This is a genomic window from Ramlibacter albus (assembly GCF_014297445.1).
GTDB classification, from domain to species: Bacteria; Pseudomonadota; Gammaproteobacteria; order Burkholderiales; family Burkholderiaceae_C; genus Ramlibacter; species Ramlibacter albus.
Genome location: NZ_JACORU010000005.1, coordinates 278835 through 298742 on the forward strand (window position 1 = coordinate 278835; position 19908 = coordinate 298742).

The window sequence follows — 19908 nt, forward strand, 5'->3', positions numbered from 1 at the left end:
GGGCTTATGGCTTCGGATGCGCGGTGAACTTCACCGCGGTGCCTTCACGCAAGGCGCCCACGTGGCCCTTGATGACGGTGGCGCCCGCGGGCACGCCTTCGACGCCCACCCAGGCCTCCTGCCCCTCGACGCCGCGCGCGCCGGTCTTCACGGCCTTGTGCGCCACCTGGTTGTTCTCCACGACCTGCACATAGGGCGCGGGCTTGTCGGTGCGGACCGCGTTCAGCGGCACGGCGAGCGTCGACGCCTTGCCCGTGCCGAGCGAACCCTGCGCGAAAAGGCCTTGCCGCAGGCCCGTCGGGTCCTGGATGGCGAGGTACACCAGCACGCTGCGGCTGCCCGCCTGCGCGCTCGGGTTGATGCGGATCACCTTGGCGGCGACGGGCCGCGTGCTGCCTTCGACCTGCAGCGTGGCTTCCTGGCCCACGCGCACTTCGATCGAATCGGCCGCGGAGAGCGTGGCTTCCACTTCGAGACGGCCGAGGTCCACGATCTCCACCACGCGGCCGTCGACACCGACGCGTTCGCCCGGCTGCGCGAAGCGCTGCGACACGACGCCGTTGATGGGGGCCTTCAATGCCGTGTCGTCGAGCGACTTCTTCGCCATGTCCACCGCCGCGAGCGCGGCCTTGTGGTTCGCCTCGGCCGAGACGAAGTTGTGCCACGACGTGTCGAGTGCGGTCTTCGAGATGAAGCCCTGGTCCACCAGCGACTTGTTGTTGTTGTACTGCCGCTGCGCGATCTCGATCTGCGCCTTGGCGGAGTCGGCCTGTTCCTGCGCCTGCTTCAGCCGCGCCTGTGTCTCGGTCGGGTCGATGCGCGCAATGAGCTGGCCGGCCTTCACCGCGTCGCCTTCGCGCACGACGAGGCCTTGCAGTTCACCGGCGACGCGCGCCTTCACGACGGCGGAGTCCACCGCGCGCAGCGAGCCGGAGATGGGCAGGCCGCGCTGCAGTTCGCGCGCTTCGGCCTTCACCACGTCGGTGGCGGCAAGCTCCACGACGGCTTGCGCCTTGGGAGCGGCGGCCGCGGCTTCCTTGCGGGCCGACATCATCTTCAGCGCGCCGCCTGCGACGACGAGCGCGATGGCCACTGCCACGATCCACTTCCACGGCAGCGCCTTCATGCGGCGGCCTCACGTCGCACGCACAGGCCGTGCAGCAGGTTGTCGGCGATGGACTTGAGGTAGCGTTCGATGTCCAGCGGGTAGTCCTGCGGGCAGCAGGGCGCCAGCGAGTGCTTCATCATGATGAGGTGCACCATCGGCGAGATGAGGCTGAAGACCGCGTAGTCGAGGTCGAGGTCCTTGCGGAACTCGCCGCGCGCGACGCCGCGCTGCAGGATGCGCCGCACGAGGTCGGTGCCGGGGCGGATCACTTCCTGCTGGTAGAAGGCCGCCAGGTCGGGGAAGTTGCGCGCCTCGCTGATGATCAGCTTGGTGATGCCCGACGCGCGCGTGGCGCCGATGCGCTCCCACCACACCTGGATGCAGTAGCGCACCATCTCGAGGGTGCTGCCCTCGAAGGTGGCGAACTCCTCGTTCCACTCGCTGAAGCGGCCGGAGATGTTCTCCCGCACCACGGCCTTGAACAGCTCCTCCTTGCTCGGGAAATAGAGGAAGAGGGTGCCTTTGGAAACCCCGGCGCGCGCGGCCACCTCCTCGGCTCGCGTGGCGGCGAAACCCTTCTCGACGAACAGGTCCAGCGCGGCGTCCAGCAGCTCGCCCGGGCGTGCTTCCTTGCGCCGCTCGCGCTTGCCTTGCGCGTCCTCCGAGAGCGGGCGGATGAGTTTGGTCAAAGTGGCCATGAAGTTAATGACTGACTGGTTAGTAATGTACTGCCGAGCCGGGGGTCAAGTCAATCTCGCGCCGAGCCACTCGTGCAGGACGTAATGGCAATTGCGCAGGCCGCGGGCGGTCGGCAGCCAGTCGTAAATGAAAGTGCCGGAGCGCCCGATGAAATCGGTCGGCGCGGCCACGACGTCGAAGCCTGCCTCCCGGAAGTTGCGCAAGGACCGCGGCATGTGGGCCGCGTCCGTGACGACCGCGATGCGCCGGATGCCCTCCGGCCGGAGCAAGGCCGCCGTCATCTCGGCGTTCTCGCGCGTGTCGCGCGACTTGCTTTCCAGCCAGCGAGGCTTGATGCCGTAGTCGCCCGCAAGCATGCGGGCGTACACCACCGCTTCGGCCTCGTCGATTTCCTCGCCGCCCCAGCCGTTGCCGGAGGAGACGGCCACCGGCTTGCCGGTGCGCCGCGCGAGAGCGGCCGTGAAACGCAGGCGCGAGAGCACCCAGGGGTTCGGCTGCAGGTTGCCGTACTCGGGCGCGTAGCCCATGCCGCCGCCGAGGACGACGATCGCCTGCACGCCCTGCAGCTCCCTGTCGGTCACGGGAACGACTGGCGGCAGCAGCCAGTGCGCGAGGGCGACTGCGACACCGTTGCACCCCAGCAGCCACAACCCTGCAAGGGCCGTGGCCGAGACCGCGAGACCGGCGATGCGTTTGCGCAGCGCGAGCAGCATGCCCAGCAGTGCCAGCAGCAGCAGGCCGGTGGGCGGCAGCGCGATCGCCTTGAGGATTGGTTTGAGTTCCCCGAATTCCATGGCAACGCATGGTAAGGCGCGGGCTGCGCGAACCGACTACAGTTCACCCCCAACAGGAGTTCCCATGGACCCACAAGTCATCGTGCTCGGCGGCGGCTGCTTCTGGTGCACCGAGGCCGTCTACAAGGAAGTGCGCGGCATCACCGACGTCGAATCGGGCTACAGCAACGGCCACCAGCAGCGCCCGAGCTACCAGGACGTCTGCACCGGCACCACCGGCCACAACGAGGTGGTCAAGCTCACGTACGACCCCACGCAGATCACCACCCGCCAGGTGCTGGAGATCTTCTTCCTCGTCCACGACCCGACCCAGCTGAACCGGCAGGGCAACGACGTCGGCACGCAGTACCGCAGCGGCATCTACTACACCAGCGACGAGCAGAAGCAGGCCGCCGAGGAGATCATCCGCGAACTCACGGAGGCCAAGGCGACCAGCAAGCCCATCGTCACCGAGGTGAAAGCGCTGTCCAACTACTGGCCGGCCGAGGACTACCACCAGGACTTCTTCGAGAAGAACCCGACGCAGGGCTATTGCCTGGCGGTCGCGGCTCCGAAGGTGGACAAGTTCCGCAAGACCTTCCGGGAGCTCGTGAAACGGTGATCCGCACGCACGGCCTGCGCTACAAGTACCCTGCGGGCCCGCAGCTCGCTTTCCGGGACGTCGAACTCGCGCGGGGTGGCGTGCTGCTGCTGCAGGGGCGCTCGGGTTCCGGCAAGTCGACGTGGCTCTCTCTCGTCGCGGGCCTGCTCACGCCGACGCAGGGCGACGTGGAGGTCGCGGGGCAGGCGCTCGCGGCGCTGTCGCGCGGTGCGCGTGACGCGTGGCGCGCGCGGAGCGTCGGCTTCCTGCCGCAGAAGCTGCACTTGAGCGAAGCGCTCACGGTGCGCGCCAACCTCGCGCTGGCGTTCTATGCAGCCGGCCTGCCGGAAGACGGCGCGCGCATCGACGAAGTGCTGGCTCGCCTCGGCGTGGGCGAGGTGGCACGCCGCAAGCCGTCGCAGCTCTCCGGGGGGCAGGCGCAGCGCGTGGCGCTGGCACGCAGCATCCTCATGAACCCGCGCGTGCTGCTGGCCGACGAGCCCACCGCAAGCCTGGACGACGAAGCCGCCGCCGCATCCCTCGAGTTGCTGCGTGAGGTGGCGCAGGCTTGCGGCGCATCGCTCGTGGTTGCGACGCACGACGTGCGCGTGCGCAACGCGCTGGCGGACGCCGTGGTCTACCGGCTCGATGCCACGGAGCCGGTGGCCGCATGAAGACGCTCGCGCTGGCCTTCCGCTACCTCTGGTCACGGCCGATCGCAGCGGTGCTCAACCTGCTGCTCCTCACGCTCGGGCTCGCGTCGATAACGTTCGTGCTGCTCGTCGGCTCGCAGGTGAGCCGGTCGTTCGAGCGCGACCTCGCAGGCATCGACGCGGTGATCGGCGCCAAGGGCAGCCCGATGCAGCTGATCCTCTCCGGCGTGTTCCACATCGACGTGCCCACGGGTAACGTGAAGCTGGAAGAAGTGGAGCGCGTCGCCAAAATGCCGCAGATCGCGCAGGTCATTCCGCTCAGCCTCGGCGACAGCTACCGCGGGTTCCGCATCGTCGGCACCACGCCCGCGTACATGGAGCACTACCGCGTCCGCGTGGCGGCAGGCACCGCGTGGCGCGAACCGATGGAAGCGGTGGCGGGCGCCGAGGTCGCGCACACGCTCGGCGTGAAGCCCGGCGACAGCTTCGCGGGCAGCCACGGCCTGGCCGGCGCGGGCGACAAGCACGCCGACAAGCCGTACCGCATCACGGGCGTGCTCGCCGCCTGCGGCTGCGTGGTGGACCGGCTCGTGCTCACCTCCACCGAGTCCGTCTGGCACATCCACGAGATGCCCGGCGCGAAGAAGCCCACGCCGCAGCCCGCCACGCACAAGGACCACGGCAAGGACAAGGACGCCCACGACAGCGACCACGACGACGACCGCGAAGTGACCGTCGCCCTTGTCAAGTACAGGACCCCGCTGGCGGCAGCCACCTTCCCGCGCTTCATCAACAGCCAGACCGGCATGCAGGCCGCCGCGCCCGCGGTGGAGGTGACGCGGCTGCTGCGCATGCTGGGGGTAGGGCGGGAAGTGCTGCAGGGCGTCGGCGCCGTGCTGCTGCTCAGTGCCGCGCTGTCGGTTTTCGTCGCGTTGTGGAACGCCGTGCGCGAACGCCGCGCGGACCTCGCCATGCTGCGCATGCTGGGGGCGACGCCGGCCAAGGTGGCGGCGCTGCTGGTGTGCGAGGCGTTGTGGCTGGCGGTTCTGGCGTCGGTGATCGGCCTCGGGCTGGGCCACCTCCTCACGGAAGCCGTCGGCACGATCCTGCAGGCGCAGCAGTCGCTGCCCGTTTCCGGGGCCGTGTGGGTGCGGGACGAAGCCTGGATCCCGGCGCTCGCGCTAGCGGTGGCGGCCCTTGCGGCCGCCATACCGGCCGTCAGCGCCTACCGGGTCGACGTGGCCCACCTGTTGAACAGCCGCTGACGGGTGCAAAATACGGCGTCCAACGCCGCGAGGTCGAACCCGATGAAGTACGCAGCCCTCCTGCTTGCCGCCGCCCTGGCCCTGGCCGCCCACGCCCAGCAGGGCGCGATCCCGCAAGGCACCGGCCCCGGGGTGCACAGCCCCAACAGCCCGTTCGCGCCGCTGCCCGAGCGCAAGGACGTGCTCTCGTGGGCGATGCTGTCCGCCATCTCCACCAAGGCCGACAAGAACAAGATCGTGCCCGTCTTCGGCAAGGAGCAGCTCGCGCTGAACCAGCGCAAGCAGCGCGTGCAGGGCTTCATGATGCCGCTGGAGCCCGGCGAGAAGCAGAGCCACTTCCTCCTGAGCTCCGTGCCGCTCACGTGCCAGTTCTGCACGCCGGGCGGGCCCGAGAGCATGGTGGAAGTGCGCACGAAGGAACCCGTGAAGTACACCCTGGACCCGGTGACGGTGGAGGGCACCTTCGCGGTCCTGAACGACGACCCCTACGGCCTTTACTACCGCGTCGTCGACGCCGTGCCCGTCAAGTAAGGCATGGCCCTGCGCCGCGTCCTCGCCCTCTGGCTGGCGATTGCGCTGCTGGCGGCGCAGTCGCTGGCATTCGTGCACGGCGTCGTGCACGCAGGGAAGTCGCAGGCGCAGGCGAGTGCCGTTTCCGCTTCGTGGGCAACCGCGCTCTTCGCAGGCCACGACGACGACTCCACCTGCCGCCTCTTCGATGCCGTCGGCCACGATGCCGCGCCGGTGCATGTGGCGTTGGTGCTGCCGCTGGCCATCCCCGCCTTCCTCTTCGCGCAGCTGCAAGGCGGCTGCGTGCATCGCTTCAGCGCGCTCTTCGAAGCGCGCGGCCCGCCTTCCGTCCGCTGAATCGCCCCTCCCGTGCGGCTGCTCATGGAGCGCCGCGTCCCGGCTTTTCTTCGGACGAACATGCACAACAGAAACCTTCGCGGCGCGATCGGCGCCGCCCTTGCCGCCGTTGCAGGCGGTGCGCTCGCGCAACCTGCGCTCCCCACCGTGACCGTCACCGGCAACCCGCTGGGCACCGGCGACGTCATCGCGCCCGTCAACCAGCTCTCCGGCCCCGAGCTGCTGCTGCGCTCGCAGTCGACACTGGGCGAGACACTGGCCAACACGCCCGGTGTGTCCAGCACGTACTTCGGGCCGAATGCGAGCCGGCCGGTGGTGCGCGGGCTCGACGGCGACCGCATCCGCGTGCTGAACAACGGCGGCGCGTCCACCGACGCGTCGAGCGTGAGCTACGACCATGCGGTGGCGACCGACCCGATCGCCGTCGAGCGCATCGAGGTGCTGCGCGGCCCGGCGGCGCTGCTGTATGGCGGCAATGCGATCGGCGGCGCGGTGAACGTGATCGACAACCGCATCCCGCGTGAAGCCATCCAGGGCGTGAGCGGCAAGGCCGACCTCGGCTGGGCGAGCGCGAACCACGAACGCAGCGCGGCGGCGCTCGTGGAAGGCGGCACGTCGAAGTTCGCGCTGCACGCGGACGCCTTCGACCGCAGCGGCGGCGACGTGCGCGTGCCGGTGGACCTGCCCTGCACGCGGCGCGGCGTGACGACAGTCGTGCGCCGCATGTGCAATTCCGCCGCGCACGCGAGTGGCGCGGCCGCGGGCGGCTCGCTGCTGTTCGACAAGGGCTACCTGGGCCTGTCCGCCAGGACCTATCGCAACGACTACGGGACGGTCGCGCAAGACGAAGTGACCATCGGCATGCGGTCGAACCGCTATGCGCTCGAAGGCGAGTTGCGCGGCCTTGGTGGCTGGCTGCAGTCCGCCAAGCTGCAGGCGGGCCACACCGACTACCGCCACACCGAGTTCGAGGCGGGTGTGCCCGGCACGGTGTTTCGCAACAACGGCTCGGACCTTCGCGTGGAGCTGAAGCACGCGAAGCTGGGCGCGCTGGGCGGCGTGGTCGGTTTGCAGGCCGAAGGCAATCGCTTTTCGGCGGATGGTGCGGAGGCCTTCGCGCCGTACAGCCGCACGCGCCAGCGCGCGATGTACGTTTACGAGGAGCTGGGGACAGGCTGGGGCAAGGTGTCGCTCGGCGGCCGCTACGAGCAGGTCGACGTGGACTCGCTGGGCCATCCCGCGCTGGCGCGTTTCGCGCCCGAGCAGCGCCGCTTCACGCCCGCGAGCATTGCGGCGGGCGCGCTGTGGCGGTTCGCGCCGCAGTGGGAATTCACCGCGAACCTCGCGCACAGCGAGCGCGCGCCCAAGGACTACGAGCTTTACGCCAACGGGCCGCACGTGGCTACCGGCGCATGGGAGATCGGCAACGCATCGGCGGGCATCGAGAAGTCGCTCAACGTCGATGCCGGCGTGCAGTGGAAGTCGGGCCACGACACCGTGCGCTTCAACGCTTTCCAGACGCGCTTCTCGAACTACATCGCGCTGCTCGGCACCGGCAACACCTTGCTCACCGACGACGGCGAACCGCTGCCCGAGTTCGCCTATACGCCGGTGCGCGCGCGCTTCCGCGGCGTGGAGCTCTCGGGCAACAAGCGCCTGCTCGAAGCAGGCACGGTGCTCGACCTGCAGTTGCGCGCCGACGCCGTGCGCGCGACCAACCTCACCACCGGCGAGCCGCTGCCGCGCATCGCGCCGCTGCGCGTCGGAGCCACCCTCGTTGCTTCACGCGGACCCTGGGGCGCGCGGATCGGTTTCGACACGCATGCGCGGCAAGACCGCGTGCCCCCTGGTGACCGGCCGACTGCAGGCTACACGCTGTGGAACGCCGCGCTCACGTACCGCATGAACGCAGGCCCGGCTTCGCTGCTCTGGTACGCCCGCGTCGACAACGCCGGCGACCGCCTCGCCTATAGCGCAACGTCCATCCTCACGCAGACCGCGCCAGGCCGGGCGCCGCTGCCGGGGCGCAATCTGAAGCTGGGGCTGCAGGCAGGGTTCTAGCAGGCCGCATTGGTTTCCGCCGGAGCGTCTGTCTGTGGCGGAATTGGCGTCAGCACATAACCGTCCTCGGCTTCAACCAGGTAGACGGTCTTACCGATGCCAAGCTGGAACTTCTCCAGGAAATCCTGGGGCAGCACGATTCCGAGTGCATCTCCAACTTCTGTCAGCTGTACTGTTTGCATTGGGTCCTCCTCGATGTTCCGCAAGCCGCACTCGTCGATGATCAGGGCGCGAGCCGGTCGCGCACCCAAGCGCCATTCACCAGCGAATACCGCAGCCGGTCATGCAACCGGCTCTTGCGCCCCTGCCAGAACTCCCAGCGGTCGGGCACGAGCCGGTAGCCGCCCCAGTGCGGCGGCCGCGGCGGGTTCAGCATGAACTGCGCGCTGTACTTCGCCGCGTTCGCCACGAGCACCGAGCGGCCGGAGATGGGCTGGCTCTGCGGGCTGGCCCAGGCGCCGATGCGCGAGTCGAGCGGGCGCGTGGCGAAGTACGCATCGCTTTCCTCCGTGCTCGTCTTCACCACCCGGCCCTCGATGCGCACCACGCGCTCGAGCTCCACCCAGTGGAACTGCAGCGCCGCATAGGGGTTGCCGGCGAGTTGCTGCCCCTTGCGGCTCTCGTAGTTGGTGTACCAGCAGATGCCGCGCTCGTCGTAGCCCTTGATGAGCACCACGCGCGTGCTCGGCCGCATGTCGCTGCCCACGGTGGCCAGCGTCATCGCGTTGGGCTCCGGCAGTTGCCCCGCAATGGCTTCCTGCAACCACTTCGCGAACTGCTGAAGCGGGTCGGCGTGCGATGCGTCTTCGCTGAGCTCGGCGCGCTCGTAGCTCTTTCGCAGCTGGGAAATGTCGGTCATCGGCGGACTGTATCAAGCCCGGCGGCAACCGGCGTAAAGTGCGCGGCATGGGGATGCCCACCGTCCTGGTCCTGGCCTCCGGCCGGGGAGAACGCTTCGTCGCCTCCGGCGGCACGGGTTCGAAACTGCAGGCCTTGCTCGCCGGCAAGCCGGTGCTCGAGCGCACGCTCGAGGCCGTGCGGGCGAGCGGGCTGCCGTGGCACCTCGAAGACGCGGGCCATCCGGGCATGGGTGATTCGATCGCCGCCGCGGTTGCGGCCACGCGGTCCGCCTACGGCTGGCTGGTGCTGCCGGGCGACCTGCCGCTGATCCGCCCCGACACGCTGGTGCAGGTGGCGAAGGCGATCGAAGACCACGTCGTCGTGCTGCCGGTCTATGGCGGGCAGCGCGGCCACCCCGTGGGTTTCAGCATCGAATGCCGCGATGCGCTGATGGGCCTTGCCGGCCCCGATGGCGCGGCGCACGTCGTGCGCGCCTATTCGAGGATGAAGCTCGCGTACCACCTGCAGGTGGATGACCCCGGCACTGTGGCCGATGTGGACACCGTCGCCGACCTCCAGGACGCGGAGCGTTTGCTCAGGTCCTGACGACCACGCCGCAGGACAGGCGCGGGCCCGAGTTGCCGGTGGGCTGCGTCTTGTAGTCGTCGGGGTCGCGGTGGACGATCACGCCCTTGCCGACGACGTCGTTCGCACCGTCGCCGACGCGCAGCGCGGTGGTTTCGAAACTGAACCGTGCCGTGCCCGAAGCATCGGCCTTCAGCGAGGGCAGGTCGCCCGCGTGGTGCACGCCGGCGCCATGCTGGCCGTGCGCGGAGCCGGCGGGGTTGAAGTGGCCGCCGGTGCTCATGCCGTCGCCGCTGGAGCAGTCGCCCTTCTCGTGCACGTGGAAGCCGTGTTCCGCGTTGGGCTTCAGGCCGCTGACGGCGCCGCTCACGCGCACCTTGTCACCGACCTGCACGAACTCGATATTCCCCGACGCCGTGTTGCCGGTGGTGGCGTTCAGGCGCGCCGCCGCGCTGGGCCCGGTGGGTGTGGCGCAACCGGAGACGAGGGCCAGGCCCCCAAGGGCGACGAGGACACGGAACGCTCTCATGGATACTTCCTTGCGTGTTGTGGCGGTGCCGACTATACGGCGCTATCGCCCGGCCAGCTTCAGGAGTTTTTCGAGGTGCCGGTCGCGGATGTTGTGGCGCCGCAATTCTTCGAGCGTGCGGTGCGCGTAGTCCAGCGTCGTGCCGTAGATGCCTTGGGCTTCCTCGAAGATGCGGCGGTATTCGGCCTCGGTGAGCACGCCGGTGTGGCTGGGGCTCTTGCGCGACAGCGTGAAGGCCAGCGCGCGCACCGGCCCCTGCGGCGTCTGGCACGGCACCCACCTGGGGTCGTACACGGCCGTGACCATCTCGCGGCCCCACAGCCGCTCCAGCACGGCCGCGCCTTCGTGCCGGGGGATGCGGAACACCACGCCGCGGCAGCTGCCCCCCGAGAGCATGCCGAACACGAGGCCCGGCCGCTCGGGCGTGCCGCGGTTGATGCGGCTCCACATCTTCAGCGCGCGGTGCCAGCCGTGCACCAGCGCGAGCCGGCGCTCGGCGTAGTCGAAATCGGGGCGCCAGATGAGCGAGCCGTACCCGAAGATCCACATGTCCTCGTGCCCGCCCCATTCCTGCAGCGTCCTGTGAAGCATGGCCTGCGAATCGCGCTTCATGCGCCGGAACTCTACCGGAGCTGCCATGCCCCTGTATTTTGGTAACCGGGTCGTACCCGGGAAAACCCCCTGACGGCGCCTTTCCGCAGTAGGATTTGGTAACTCAGTTACCGGTTTTCGATGAAACTGCATCCCACCCTCGCGGCCGTCACCGGCCGCATCCGCGAGCGCAGCGCGCCTGGGCGCTCGGCTTACCTGAAACGGCTGGACGCGGCCGCCGCGCGCGACCGCGGTGCCGACCGCATGGGCTGCGCGAACGTGGCCCACGCGTTCGCGGGCATCCCGCCCAACGACAAGTTCCGTGTGGTCGCGGAGCGTGCGCCCAACATCGGCATCGTGACGGCGTACAACGACATGCTGTCGGCGCACGCGCCTTACGAAGGCTTTCCCGCCGTCTTGAAAGACGAGGCCCGCAAGCTTGGCGCCACCGCGCAGGTCGCGGGCGGCGTGCCGGCGATGTGCGACGGCGTGACGCAGGGCACGCCCGGCATGGAGCTGTCGCTCTTCTCGCGCGACACCATCGCCCTGGGCACGGCGGTGGCCCTGAGCCACGACGTGTTCGACGCCGCGCTGATGCTGGGCATCTGCGACAAGATCGTGCCGGGCTTGCTGATCGGTGCGCTGCACTTCGGCCATTTGCCGACGGTGTTCGTGCCCGGCGGGCCGATGCCCTCGGGGCTGTCGAACAGCGAGAAGGCCAAGGTGCGCGAGAAAGCCGCGCAAGGGCTCGTGGGCCGCGCCGAGCTGCTCGAAGCCGAGTCGAAGGCGTATCACACGCTGGGCACCTGCACCTTCTACGGCACGGCCAACAGCAACCAGATGCTGATGGAGGCGATGGGCCTGCACGTACCGGGCGCGGCGTTCATCAACCCGCAGGACGGGTTGCGCGAAGAGCTCACGCGCGAGTCCGTGCGTACGGCGCTGGGCATCCTGAAATCGAAACGCTATGCACCCATCGGGCACATCGTGGACGAGCGCTGCATCGTCAATGCGATGGCGGCGCTGCTGGCCACCGGCGGCTCGACCAACCACCTGATCCACTGGGTGGCGGTCGCGCGCTCGGCGGGCATCACGATCGACTGGGACGATTTCTCCGCGCTCTCGGCCGTGGTGCCGCTGCTGGCGCGCGTGTACCCGAATGGTGAGGCGGACGTGAACGCGTTCCAGGCTGCGGGCGGGCCGGGCTACGTGATCCGCGAGCTGCTCGATGCGGGCCTGATGCACGAGGACGTGCTGACGGTGCGCGAAGGCGGCTTGCGCGAGTACACGCGCGTGCCGACGGCTGACCAGGGCCGGCTCGTGTGGCGCGACACCGGCGAGTCGGGCGACGACCACGTGCTGCGGCCGGCGCAGCAGCCTTTCAGTGCCACGGGCGGGCTCAAGTTGCTGACGGGCAACCTCGGCCGCAGCGTGATCAAGGTATCCGCCGTGCCCGAAGAGCGGCACATCGTCGAAGCGCCCGCGCGCGTGTTCGACGGGCAGGAGCAATTGCTGGCCGCCTTCAAGGCCGGCGAACTGGAACGCGACGTCGTGTGCGTCGTGCGCTGGCAAGGCCCGCGCGCCAACGGCATGCCGGAACTGCACAAGCTCACGCCGCCGCTGGCGGTGCTGCAGGGCAAGGGTTTTCGCGTCGCGCTCGTCACGGATGGCCGCATGAGCGGTGCGTCGGGCAAGGTGCCGGCTGCGATCCACGTGTCACCCGAGGCGGCATCGGGAGGGCCGCTGGCCAAGGTGCGCGATGGCGACGTCGTGCGGCTCGACGCGGTGGCCGGCACGCTGCAGGTGCTGGTTGACGACGCGCAGTGGTCCGCTCGCGAAACGGTGGCGATGCCCGAGGCATTGCGCGAATCCAACGGCCACATGATCGGCCGCGAACTGTTTGCCGGCATGCGCCGCAATGCGCTCACGGCGGAGGAAGGGGCTTGCACATGGCTGTGATGACGGCGCTGGACGTGATGCGCGATGCGCCGGTGATCCCGGTGATCGTGCTCGAGGAGATTGGCCACGCGGTGCCGCTCGCGCGCGCGCTCGTGAAGGGCGGCATCCGCATGCTGGAGGTGACGCTGCGCACGCCGGCGGCGCTGGCCTGCATCGAGGCGATCTCGAAGGAAGTGCCGGATGCGGTGCCGGGCGCGGGCACGGTGCGCAGCGCGGCCGATGCGCGCGCGGCGCGGGCCGCCGGCGCGCGGTTTGCGGTGAGCCCGGGGTACACGAGTGCGATCGGGCATGCGTGCCGCGACCATGGTTTGCCGTTGCTGCCCGGCGTGTCATCGGCGAGCGACATCCTGCGGGCGCAGGAGGACGGCTACTCGGAGCTGAAGTTCTTTCCGGCGGTGCCGTCCGGCGGCGCGCCGATGTTGAAGGCGTGGCACGGGCCGTTTCCGGAGGTGCGGTTCTGCCCGACGGGCGGGATCAGCGCGGAGAACGCGGCGCAGTTCCTCGCGTTGCCCAATGTCGTGTGCGTGGGCGGGTCGTGGCTTACGCCGGCGGATGCTGTTGCTTCCGGCGACTGGGAGCGCATCACCTCACTCGCGGCTCAGGCCACCAAGCTGTCACCCCGGGCTTGACCCGGGGTCCATGCTCGCGCTTATTCTTTCCGCTCGATCAATTCGATCTTGTACCCGTCCGGGTCCGTCACAAATGCGATGACGGTCGTGCCGCCCTTGACCGGCCCCGGCTCTCGCGTGACGTTGCCGCCGTTGTTGCGGATCTTCTCGCACGCGCCATAGACATCCGGCACGCCGATGGCGAGGTGCCCGAACGCCGTACCGAGTTCGTACTTGTCGACGCCGTAGTTGTACGTGAGCTCGATCTCCGCGTGCTCCGGGTTGTTGCCGAAGCCCACGAAGGCCAGCGAGTACTTCTGCTCGGGCCGGTCGGTGGTGCGCAGCAGCTTCATGCCGAGCACTTTGGTGTAGAAGTCGATGGCGCGCTGCAGGTCGCCAACGCGCAGCATGGTGTGGAGGAGTCGCATGCCCCGATTATGGGGCGCGCATCTCGAACACGAGGCAAGTCGTGGTGGCGTGCGCGTACAGCGTCCCATCGGGCCCGTAGAGCCGCGCCTCGGCCGTCGCCAGCTGCCGGCCGCAATGCACGACCTTGCCTTCGGCGCGCACGCGCTGCACCTTGGGGCCGATCGCCTTGACCAGGTTCACGTTCAGCTCGGCGGTGGTGTACGCACGGCCGGCGGGCATCATCGTGTGCACCGCGCAGCCGAGCGCGGAGTCGAGCAGGGTGGCATACCAGCCGCCATGGATGCCGCCCATGGGGTTGAAGTGCGCGGGCGAGGGCGTGCCCTGGAACAGCGCGCGGCCTTCGTCCGCTTCGAGCAACTGGAAATTCAGCGTCTGCGCGATCGGCGGGTAGGGCAGCTCGCCGCGCAGCATCGCCTGCATCAGCTCCAGGCCCGATTTGCCGGCGACCTGGTCGGGCCGCGACACCCCGCAACCCGCGCCGGCGTCCAGCCGCGCCTGCACTTCACGTTCCTGCGCGAGCCACGCCTCGAGCTGGTTCATCTGCGTCATTCCGTTTCTCCTTTGCATGTCGGTATGCTTGCATGTGCAACAATTGCATGTACAATAATCGCCATGGACACCGCTGTCAAGCCGCAGGGCTGTACCAACATCAAGCTGCGCCAGCTGATGCGCCGCGTCGCGCGGCTTTATGACGCGGAGGTCGGCAAGACCGGGCTGAAGGGCACGCAGTACTCGCTGCTGTCGTACGTGGTGAAGCTCGGGCCCATCCGCCCGGTCGACCTGGCGCGCGAGATGAAGATCACGCCCTCCACGCTCACGCGCAACCTGCGGCCGCTGCTCGACGCCGGCCTGCTGGAACAGGGCCCCGGCCCCGATGCGCGCAGCCTGACGATCAGTGCCAGCGACGCCGGCCGCCGTTTGCGCCAGGAGGCGCAGCGGCACTGGCGCGTCGCGCAGGAGGCGGTGAACCAGAAGCTCGGTGTGAAGCGTGTCGTCGAACTGCATGCGCTGCTCGACGAATGCATGGACCTGCTGCGGGACATTCCCGATGGAGAAGACGATGAATGACGCCCGCCGCACCACCTCCTTCTGGCTGGTGCTCATCGCCGCTGCCGGCACCTTCGCGCTGACCATGGGCACTCGCCAGACGATGGGGCTGTTCCTGTCGTCGCTCAACACCTCCACCGGCCTGGGCATCGGGCAGATCAGCCTGGCGTTCGCGTTCGGCCAGCTGTGGTGGGGCCTTACGCAGCCGTTCGCGGGTGCGATGGCCGACAAGGTGGGCGCGGGGCGCGTGCTCTTCACGGGTGCGCTGCTCGTCGCGCTCGGCACGTTCATCACCCCGTTCATGACGACGACGGCAGGGCTCATCTTCGCCATCGGTGTGCTCGCCGCCGGTGGCGCCGGCATGGCCGGGCCCGCCGTGCTGATGGCCGCGACCACGCGCCTCATCCCGCCGCACAAGCGCGGGCTGGCCACGGGCATCGTCAACGCGGGTGGTTCGTTCGGCCAGTTCATCATGGCTCCGATCGCCACCGCGCTGATGGTCGGCATCGGCTGGGCCAGCGCCATGCAGGTGCTCGGCCTGATCGTGCTGTTGGCGCTGCCCGCCGCGTGGCTGCTGCGCGGCAACTCGCTGCAGGCCGCGCCCGCGGGCCAGAAGGTGGTGGGCACGCGCGACGCTATCCGCGAGGCGATGCGCAACCCCAGCTTCCTGATGCTCGGCGCGGGATTCTTCGTCTGCGGCTTCCACGTGGCGTTCCTCGCGACGCACCTGCCGGGCGTGATCGCGCAGTGCGGCCTGCCCGCGCAATGGGCCGGCTGGTCGCTCGCGCTCATCGGCCTGTTCAACATCATCGGCAGCATCGCCATGGGCTGGGCCGTCGGCCGCTGGCGCATGAAGTCGCTGCTGTCGCTGGTCTATGCGGCGCGCGGCATCGCCGTGCTCGTGTTCCTGCTCGCGCCGAAGACGGGGCCGGTGGTGCTGCTGTTCTCGATCGCAATGGGCGTGACGTTCCTGTCCACCGTGCCGCCGACGGCGGGCCTCGTGGCGAAGTTCTTCGGCCCGGCCAACATGGCCACGCTCTTCGGCATCGTGATGCTCAGCCACCAGGTGGGCGGCTTCCTCGGCGCGTGGCTCGGCGGCCGAGTGTTCGAGCTCACCGGTGCGTACGACTGGGTGTGGTACGCGGACATCGTGCTCGCCGCCGGCGCCGCGCTCGTCCATTTGCCGATCCGCGAGGCAGCGCTGCCGTCGGCACGCGCGGCCGCCGCCTAATCGCGACAAGCACTTAGTAGCTCAACAGGAAATCGGCCTACAGACGGCTGAGGCAAAACCGCGTGCGTGGCGCGGCAATTTGCCTTCCCCGGGACGGCGGCTAGCGCTACCATTCGAGGGTCATGATAAGCGCACAGTATTATCATGTTTGACCAAGACCCGCAGTTCCGAATGGAAGACAAGCCAGCCCGACTCACGATCCTCATCGACGCCGAGAAGAAGCGCATCTTCGACGAGCTCTGCGCTTCGCAGGACATCACCGCGTCGCAGGTCGTGCGCCAGCTGATCCGTGAGTACCTGCAGAAGCACGGCGTCGAATGGACCCCGCTGCTCGTCGACAGGAACAAGACGTAGCCGCCGGGCGGCGTTGGGAACGGTTACAGGGGGTGATTACAATCCGGTTATCATCGGGGCAGACTAGTCCCCACGACCCCCTCATGGAGCTCAAGACCGCCAGGCTCACCGTCCTCATCGATCCCGGGAAGAAAGAGGCCTTCGAGGACCTCTGCCGCTCCCAGGACATGACGCCGTCGCAAGTGGTGCGCCGCCTCATTCGCGAGTGGATGGAAAAGGAAGGCGTGGCCGCCACGCCCCGCCGCAAGCCCGCCGCGAAGAAGCGCTCGCGCTGAGCGCTCAGGCCCGCAACGTCCCAGCGCACGCCGCCGCGAAGTTTCGCGCGCGCTCCAGCACTTCGCCTGCCGGCAGGCCCGGCGCGTAGAGCGCGGAGCCGATGCCGAACCCGTTCGCTCCAGCATCCCGGTAAGCACCCATGTTCGCAGTGCCGATGCCGCCCACGGGCATCAGCAGCACGTCGGCGGGCAACACGGCACGCATCGCCTTCACGGCCGCCGGCGCGATCATCTCGGCCGGGAACAGCTTGAGCGCCGTCGCGCCCGCGTCCAGCGCGGCGAACGCCTCGCTCGGTGTGGCGATACCGGGCACGCATGCCAGGCCCAGCTTGACGGCTTCTTCCACGACGGCGATGTTGAAGTTGGGCGCGACCACCATCTGCCCGCCGGCCGCGTGCACCTCGCGCACCTGCTGCGCCGTGAGCACCGTGCCCGCACCCACCATCGCGTCCGGCAGTTTCTGCGCGAGCGCCGTGATGCTCACCAGCGGTTGCGGCGAATTCAGCGGCACTTCGACGAGTCGAAAGCCCGCGTCGGCGAGCGAGCGCCCGACCGGTACCGCCTCACCGGGCGTGATGCCGCGCAGGATCGCGACGAGGGGAAAGCGTTCGAGCAGCGTGCGGAAGCGTCGGGCGGCGTTCATGGTTTTCCGATCGATTGCGCAATGGAAGCGAGGCCGCGCCACGTGGCTTCGGCGCCAAGGCAGCGAACCGACGCGTCGAGCGCGAGCGTGTAGCGCTGCGCGAGCTCCGGCGCGCCGATCACGACGAAGCCGCGCGCGTCGGCGACATAGTGCGAGCGCAGCTCCTCGCCGATCACGAGGCCGGAGAGGTAACTGGGCATGGCGGCGCGCGGCATGCGCTCGAACAGAGCCAGCGTGCGCGCGCTGAACGCCGATTGCAGCAGGTTGCCCGTGCGCTGCGCATGTTTCACGCCTTGCACGAACGCGGCTTCGTCGAGGGAGCCGTCGTCCTCGTCCATCGTGCGCGCGAGGATCGAGTGGCGGCGCAGCAGTGCATAGAACTCGCCGGTCATCGCGGTCGCGAACGACACGATGCGGCCGTGGTGCACCTCCACCCATTTGCTGTGCGTGCCGGGCAGCACCGCGACGAGGTCGTGCACGCCCAGCAGTTCCATGGCGCCGAACACCTGCACCTCTTCGCCGCGCATCACGTCCGGAACGCCGCCGTGGTGGCACACGAGGCCGGGGACGATCGCGATGCGGCCCGGGTCCACCCAGGCGAGTTGCCGGGCGAGGTCGTCGCGCGATGCGGGGCATTCGCAATAGGGTGCTTCGAGCCAGCCCTGGCGGCTGCCGGCCATGCCGGAAATGAGGCACAGGCGCCCCGCGGCGAGCCAGTCGCCGCACAGCTCGCGCAGCACCGCCGGGAACTCCCCGGCCGCGACGCTCAGGATCCCGCGCGCCGATTGCCTTTGCTCCAGCACGCGGCCTGCGCCGTCCAGCAGCGCCGCGCGCAGCGAGGACGTGCCCCAGTCCACCCCGACCCAGCCGTTGCCTGCCGCTTCCACCTTGCGTTGCGTCATCACGCGAGACTCTAACGGGGAACGGCGTGCGACACGGCAAACGTGACCACGGGCCGCTCCTTGCCCTTGACCGGCGCGGCCGGTTGCTCATGAAGCAGGTAGCGCTCGCCCAGCGCATCGCGCACGGCCTGCGTCACCAGCACGTCGGTGCCGTGCGTGCGCGTGAGCGCCTCCACCCGCGCGGCGGTGTTCACCGTGTCCCCCACCACCGTGAAGGTTGCGAGGTTGCGATTGCCCATCAGGCCGACCACGACCTCGCCGCGGTGGATGCCCACGCCGAAGCCGAGCTGCGGCCACGCCTTGGCGGCCAGCTCCGCGTTGTAGCGCGCGAGCGCGTCGCGCATCGCCAGCGCCGCATCGACCGCGTCGCGCGCCTGCCACGGGTTGGGCTCCAGCGCGCCGAACAGGGCGAGCAGGCCGTCCCCGATGAATTGCGTGACATGCCCGTGGTGGTCCACGATCGCCTGCGTCATCCGCTCGAAATAGCCGTTGAGGATGGCGACAGTCTGCGCCGCATCGGTGGTCTCGCACAGGCGCGTGAACTCGCGCACGTCCGCGAACATCACGGTCACTTCGCGCCGGCTGGGCGCCAGCTGCTCGGGCATTCCCGTGACGTGCTCGACCACGAGCGAAGGCGCGAAGCGGCTGAACTCGGTCTCCAGCCGCTCCAGCCGCGCGGCGCGGTCGGCCAGCAGCAGCTCGAGCCGGCGGCGGTTGCGCGTGGCGCGCACCAGCAGCACGCCGAGGGCGGCGGCCAGCAGGCCCAGTGCGACGAGCGCGGCGGTCATTCGAGGAGCATGGCCAGGCGCACCGTCGCATTCGCCAACGCCGCCACGCCGATCGCCTCCAGCGTGCGTTCGGCGCCGATGCGCTCGCGCAGCGCGTGCGTGCGCTTCTGGATGTCGAGCGTCTGGTAGCGCACGGTGTCGCGCGCCCAGGCGAGCAGCGGCTCCTCCATCGGGTCCAGCTGCGCGTCGGCGAGCGACTCGAGGCTGGCGCGTACCTGCGCCTGCGGCATGCCCTGCTGCGCCAGCCGCTGAACCACCTCGGCCTCGCAGAAGGGGCACTCGAGCGAACGCGCGATCACGCCGAACATCAGCAGCTTGGTGCGCAGCGAGATGTTCGGCGACGCGAACGCGGCGTCCAGCGCGTCCTGGAACATGCCGGCCGCCGGCAGGCCTTCGAGGGTGCGCGCGATGGGCGAGAGCGTGGCGGCGTCCCGTGGCGGCGCATTGCGCGGCGGCGGGCGCTTGCGCAGCTGCTTCGCGATGAGCGGGCGCATCAGCTTGCCCAGCCAGCTGTCGGCCATCTTTTCCACGCTCGCCTCGGGCGGCACGGCGAGGAAGGTCGTGATGCGGTTGCCGAAGGAGTGGTCGGCGACCATGAACGCCATCTCCGCCACCTCCAGCGGCGAGAAGCCGAGTTGCAGCAGCTCGAGCCGCGCCGCGCGGCTGGGCCGCGGGTTGGAGCGGGCGAGGTTGCGGCAGAAGCCGATGAAGACGCGCTCGCGCGGGTCCAGCTCGGCGAGCTGCACGTCGCGCTCGATGCGGGTGATCAGCTCGTCGCTGTAGCCCAGCAGCCGCATCATCGCGCGCGACAGGCCGTAGCAATAGCGGCAGGAGTTCTCCTGCGACGTCACCATGAACCCGATGTCGGTCATGCGCTGCGGCAGCGCGTCGAAGCGGTAGGTGGAGAAGTCGAGGCATACCTGCCGCAGCCAGGGGCTCGGCGCGATGCGGCGCATCCAGTCGGGCACCATGCCCATCACGCGCTTGACCTCGGCCTCCCAGGCGGGGTCCGGCGCAATGGGCAGCACCGGCTCCGTGGTCGCGATCTCGCTCGGGTGGGTGGCCATGGTGCCGGCAGGATGAACCGCGCGCGGGGCGCT

Annotated in this window: 26 protein-coding genes; 13 read left to right on the forward strand and 13 right to left on the reverse strand. The window is 69.3% G+C overall.

All coding sequences use genetic code 11. The features are described 5' to 3' along the window. Positions 1-4: 4 nt before the first annotated feature. Genes H8R02_RS15575 through H8R02_RS15585 form a run of 3 tightly spaced genes read right to left on the reverse strand, consistent with a single transcriptional unit; the run spans position 5 to position 2601 of the window. Complete coding sequence (locus H8R02_RS15575; RefSeq protein WP_187082355.1) at positions 5-1126, reverse strand: efflux RND transporter periplasmic adaptor subunit; 1122 nt, start codon at positions 1124-1126, stop codon at positions 5-7. Further along, positions 1123-1806 (reverse strand): TetR/AcrR family transcriptional regulator, encoded by a 684-nt coding sequence (locus H8R02_RS15580; protein WP_187082356.1) that lies wholly within the window; start codon positions 1804-1806, stop codon positions 1123-1125. The genes H8R02_RS15575 and H8R02_RS15580 overlap by 4 nt, the downstream gene beginning before the upstream one ends. A gap of 45 nt (positions 1807-1851) precedes the next feature. After that, the gene (locus tag H8R02_RS15585; RefSeq protein WP_187082357.1) at positions 1852-2601 is read right to left on the reverse strand and encodes a YdcF family protein; all 750 of its coding nucleotides are present in this window, start codon (positions 2599-2601) and stop codon (positions 1852-1854) included. Between the two features lie 64 nt (positions 2602-2665). On the opposite strand from H8R02_RS15585, the gene msrA reads away from it, so the two are divergent. From msrA to H8R02_RS15615, 6 genes are read left to right on the forward strand one after another with little or no spacing between them, the layout of a single operon-like run. Then, the gene (gene msrA, locus H8R02_RS15590; protein WP_187082358.1) at positions 2666-3202 is read left to right on the forward strand and encodes a peptide-methionine (S)-S-oxide reductase MsrA; all 537 of its coding nucleotides are present in this window, start codon (positions 2666-2668) and stop codon (positions 3200-3202) included. Further along, a complete protein-coding gene (locus tag H8R02_RS15595) occupies positions 3199-3855 on the forward strand; it encodes an ABC transporter ATP-binding protein (RefSeq protein WP_187082359.1) in 657 nt (218 codons plus the stop codon). The genes msrA and H8R02_RS15595 overlap by 4 nt, the downstream gene beginning before the upstream one ends. Next, on the forward strand, positions 3852-5099 hold the full coding sequence (locus H8R02_RS15600; RefSeq protein ID WP_187082360.1) for an ABC transporter permease: 1248 nt from the start codon (positions 3852-3854) through the stop codon (positions 5097-5099). The genes H8R02_RS15595 and H8R02_RS15600 overlap by 4 nt, the downstream gene beginning before the upstream one ends. Before the next feature lie 42 nt (positions 5100-5141). After that, complete coding sequence (locus H8R02_RS15605; RefSeq protein WP_187082361.1) at positions 5142-5630, forward strand: DUF3299 domain-containing protein; 489 nt, start codon at positions 5142-5144, stop codon at positions 5628-5630. A 3-nt stretch (positions 5631-5633) separates the two neighbouring features. Then, positions 5634-5966 (forward strand): hypothetical protein, encoded by a 333-nt coding sequence (locus H8R02_RS15610; protein ID WP_187082362.1) that lies wholly within the window; start codon positions 5634-5636, stop codon positions 5964-5966. Positions 5967-6026: 60 nt separating this feature from the next. After that, the gene (locus H8R02_RS15615) at positions 6027-8027 is read left to right on the forward strand and encodes a TonB-dependent receptor (RefSeq protein ID WP_187082363.1); all 2001 of its coding nucleotides are present in this window, start codon (positions 6027-6029) and stop codon (positions 8025-8027) included. On the opposite strand, the gene H8R02_RS15620 is transcribed toward H8R02_RS15615, so the two are convergent. Continuing rightward, positions 8024-8209: an AbrB/MazE/SpoVT family DNA-binding domain-containing protein gene (locus H8R02_RS15620; RefSeq protein WP_187082364.1), complete on the reverse strand. Its 186-nt coding sequence runs from the start codon at positions 8207-8209 to the stop codon at positions 8024-8026. The genes H8R02_RS15615 and H8R02_RS15620 overlap by 4 nt on opposite strands. Before the next feature lie 41 nt (positions 8210-8250). After that, positions 8251-8886 (reverse strand): pyridoxamine 5'-phosphate oxidase, encoded by a 636-nt coding sequence (pdxH, locus tag H8R02_RS15625; protein ID WP_187082365.1) that lies wholly within the window; start codon positions 8884-8886, stop codon positions 8251-8253. A 47-nt stretch (positions 8887-8933) separates the two neighbouring features. Here pdxH and H8R02_RS15630 point away from each other — a divergent pair, with 47 nt between their 5' ends. Next, positions 8934-9473: a nucleotidyltransferase family protein gene (locus H8R02_RS15630; RefSeq protein ID WP_187082366.1), complete on the forward strand. Its 540-nt coding sequence runs from the start codon at positions 8934-8936 to the stop codon at positions 9471-9473. Here the strand turns inward: H8R02_RS15630 and H8R02_RS15635 are convergent. After that, positions 9463-9981, reverse strand: a complete 519-nt coding sequence (locus H8R02_RS15635; RefSeq protein WP_187082367.1) for a superoxide dismutase family protein — start codon at positions 9979-9981, stop codon at positions 9463-9465. The genes H8R02_RS15630 and H8R02_RS15635 overlap by 11 nt on opposite strands. Before the next feature lie 42 nt (positions 9982-10023). Continuing rightward, the gene (locus H8R02_RS15640; RefSeq protein WP_255429363.1) at positions 10024-10620 is read right to left on the reverse strand and encodes a gamma-glutamylcyclotransferase; all 597 of its coding nucleotides are present in this window, start codon (positions 10618-10620) and stop codon (positions 10024-10026) included. A gap of 93 nt (positions 10621-10713) precedes the next feature. Between H8R02_RS15640 and edd the strand changes: the two genes are divergently transcribed. Both edd and eda read left to right on the forward strand, forming a co-directional pair. Beyond that, on the forward strand, positions 10714-12531 hold the full coding sequence (edd, locus tag H8R02_RS15645; protein ID WP_187082368.1) for a phosphogluconate dehydratase: 1818 nt from the start codon (positions 10714-10716) through the stop codon (positions 12529-12531). After that, a complete protein-coding gene (eda, locus tag H8R02_RS15650) occupies positions 12531-13160 on the forward strand; it encodes a bifunctional 4-hydroxy-2-oxoglutarate aldolase/2-dehydro-3-deoxy-phosphogluconate aldolase (RefSeq protein WP_435531276.1) in 630 nt (209 codons plus the stop codon). The genes edd and eda overlap by 1 nt, the downstream gene beginning before the upstream one ends. A 20-nt stretch (positions 13161-13180) precedes the next feature. Here eda and gloA read toward each other — a convergent pair whose 3' ends face one another. Continuing rightward, entirely contained in the window at positions 13181-13567 is a 387-nt protein-coding gene (gloA, locus tag H8R02_RS15655; RefSeq protein WP_222622501.1) for a lactoylglutathione lyase, read from the reverse strand. A gap of 7 nt (positions 13568-13574) precedes the next feature. Then, on the reverse strand, positions 13575-14117 hold the full coding sequence (locus H8R02_RS15660; RefSeq protein WP_187082371.1) for a PaaI family thioesterase: 543 nt from the start codon (positions 14115-14117) through the stop codon (positions 13575-13577). 63 nt (positions 14118-14180) lie between these two features. Between H8R02_RS15660 and H8R02_RS15665 the strand changes: the two genes are divergently transcribed. The 4 genes from H8R02_RS15665 (at position 14181) to H8R02_RS15680 (ending at position 16475) form a co-directional block, all read left to right on the forward strand. Continuing rightward, a complete protein-coding gene (locus H8R02_RS15665) occupies positions 14181-14636 on the forward strand; it encodes a MarR family winged helix-turn-helix transcriptional regulator (RefSeq protein ID WP_187082372.1) in 456 nt (151 codons plus the stop codon). Further along, positions 14629-15846: an MFS transporter gene (locus tag H8R02_RS15670; protein WP_187082373.1), complete on the forward strand. Its 1218-nt coding sequence runs from the start codon at positions 14629-14631 to the stop codon at positions 15844-15846. The genes H8R02_RS15665 and H8R02_RS15670 overlap by 8 nt, the downstream gene beginning before the upstream one ends. Before the next feature lie 171 nt (positions 15847-16017). After that, positions 16018-16200, forward strand: coding sequence for a ribbon-helix-helix protein, CopG family (locus H8R02_RS15675; protein WP_187082537.1), 183 nt, complete (start codon positions 16018-16020; stop codon positions 16198-16200). 83 nt (positions 16201-16283) lie between these two features. Continuing rightward, complete coding sequence (locus H8R02_RS15680) at positions 16284-16475, forward strand: CopG family transcriptional regulator (protein WP_187082374.1); 192 nt, start codon at positions 16284-16286, stop codon at positions 16473-16475. A gap of 4 nt (positions 16476-16479) precedes the next feature. On the opposite strand, the gene H8R02_RS15685 is transcribed toward H8R02_RS15680, so the two are convergent. The 4 genes from H8R02_RS15685 to H8R02_RS15700 are packed head-to-tail and all read right to left on the reverse strand — an operon-like array spanning position 16480 to position 19875. Further along, entirely contained in the window at positions 16480-17118 is a 639-nt protein-coding gene (locus tag H8R02_RS15685) for a 2-dehydro-3-deoxy-6-phosphogalactonate aldolase (RefSeq protein WP_187082375.1), read from the reverse strand. Further along, a complete protein-coding gene (locus H8R02_RS15690; RefSeq protein WP_187082376.1) occupies positions 17115-18020 on the reverse strand; it encodes a 2-dehydro-3-deoxygalactonokinase in 906 nt (301 codons plus the stop codon). The genes H8R02_RS15685 and H8R02_RS15690 overlap by 4 nt, the downstream gene beginning before the upstream one ends. Positions 18021-18031: 11 nt before the next feature. Next, on the reverse strand, positions 18032-18808 hold the full coding sequence (locus tag H8R02_RS15695) for an adenylate/guanylate cyclase domain-containing protein (protein WP_187082377.1): 777 nt from the start codon (positions 18806-18808) through the stop codon (positions 18032-18034). Beyond that, complete coding sequence (locus H8R02_RS15700) at positions 18805-19875, reverse strand: carboxymuconolactone decarboxylase family protein (RefSeq protein WP_187082378.1); 1071 nt, start codon at positions 19873-19875, stop codon at positions 18805-18807. Before H8R02_RS15700 ends, H8R02_RS15695 begins: the two co-directional genes overlap by 4 nt. Between the last annotated feature and the right edge of the window lie 33 nt (positions 19876-19908).

Bases quoted from the DNA above. Each gene is read 5' to 3' on its own strand.
- H8R02_RS15575 (WP_187082355.1), bottom strand. From the start codon at position 1,126: ATGAAGGCGCTGCCGTGGAAGTGGATCGTGGCAGTGGCCATCGCGCTC.
- pdxH (WP_187082365.1), bottom strand. From the start codon at position 8,886: ATGACCGACATTTCCCAGCTGCGAAAGAGCTACGAGCGCGCCGAGCTC.
- H8R02_RS15580 (WP_187082356.1), bottom strand. From the start codon at position 1,806: ATGGCCACTTTGACCAAACTCATCCGCCCGCTCTCGGAGGACGCGCAA.
- edd (WP_187082368.1), top strand. From the start codon at position 10,714: ATGAAACTGCATCCCACCCTCGCGGCCGTCACCGGCCGCATCCGCGAG.
- H8R02_RS15605 (WP_187082361.1), top strand. From the start codon at position 5,142: ATGAAGTACGCAGCCCTCCTGCTTGCCGCCGCCCTGGCCCTGGCCGCC.
- H8R02_RS15665 (WP_187082372.1), top strand. From the start codon at position 14,181: ATGGACACCGCTGTCAAGCCGCAGGGCTGTACCAACATCAAGCTGCGC.
- H8R02_RS15585 (WP_187082357.1), bottom strand. From the start codon at position 2,601: ATGGAATTCGGGGAACTCAAACCAATCCTCAAGGCGATCGCGCTGCCG.
- H8R02_RS15640 (WP_255429363.1), bottom strand. From the start codon at position 10,620: ATGGCAGCTCCGGTAGAGTTCCGGCGCATGAAGCGCGATTCGCAGGCC.
- H8R02_RS15700 (WP_187082378.1), bottom strand. From the start codon at position 19,875: ATGGCCACCCACCCGAGCGAGATCGCGACCACGGAGCCGGTGCTGCCC.
- H8R02_RS15685 (WP_187082375.1), bottom strand. From the start codon at position 17,118: ATGAACGCCGCCCGACGCTTCCGCACGCTGCTCGAACGCTTTCCCCTC.
- H8R02_RS15615 (WP_187082363.1), top strand. From the start codon at position 6,027: ATGCACAACAGAAACCTTCGCGGCGCGATCGGCGCCGCCCTTGCCGCC.
- H8R02_RS15660 (WP_187082371.1), bottom strand. From the start codon at position 14,117: ATGACGCAGATGAACCAGCTCGAGGCGTGGCTCGCGCAGGAACGTGAA.
- eda (WP_435531276.1), top strand. From the start codon at position 12,531: ATGACGGCGCTGGACGTGATGCGCGATGCGCCGGTGATCCCGGTGATC.
- H8R02_RS15630 (WP_187082366.1), top strand. From the start codon at position 8,934: ATGGGGATGCCCACCGTCCTGGTCCTGGCCTCCGGCCGGGGAGAACGC.
- H8R02_RS15600 (WP_187082360.1), top strand. From the start codon at position 3,852: ATGAAGACGCTCGCGCTGGCCTTCCGCTACCTCTGGTCACGGCCGATC.
- msrA (WP_187082358.1), top strand. From the start codon at position 2,666: ATGGACCCACAAGTCATCGTGCTCGGCGGCGGCTGCTTCTGGTGCACC.
- H8R02_RS15670 (WP_187082373.1), top strand. From the start codon at position 14,629: ATGAATGACGCCCGCCGCACCACCTCCTTCTGGCTGGTGCTCATCGCC.
- H8R02_RS15620 (WP_187082364.1), bottom strand. From the start codon at position 8,209: ATGCAAACAGTACAGCTGACAGAAGTTGGAGATGCACTCGGAATCGTG.
- H8R02_RS15680 (WP_187082374.1), top strand. From the start codon at position 16,284: ATGGAGCTCAAGACCGCCAGGCTCACCGTCCTCATCGATCCCGGGAAG.
- H8R02_RS15695 (WP_187082377.1), bottom strand. From the start codon at position 18,808: ATGACCGCCGCGCTCGTCGCACTGGGCCTGCTGGCCGCCGCCCTCGGC.
- H8R02_RS15675 (WP_187082537.1), top strand. From the start codon at position 16,018: ATGGAAGACAAGCCAGCCCGACTCACGATCCTCATCGACGCCGAGAAG.
- H8R02_RS15690 (WP_187082376.1), bottom strand. From the start codon at position 18,020: ATGACGCAACGCAAGGTGGAAGCGGCAGGCAACGGCTGGGTCGGGGTG.
- H8R02_RS15610 (WP_187082362.1), top strand. From the start codon at position 5,634: ATGGCCCTGCGCCGCGTCCTCGCCCTCTGGCTGGCGATTGCGCTGCTG.
- H8R02_RS15635 (WP_187082367.1), bottom strand. From the start codon at position 9,981: ATGAGAGCGTTCCGTGTCCTCGTCGCCCTTGGGGGCCTGGCCCTCGTC.
- gloA (WP_222622501.1), bottom strand. From the start codon at position 13,567: ATGCGACTCCTCCACACCATGCTGCGCGTTGGCGACCTGCAGCGCGCC.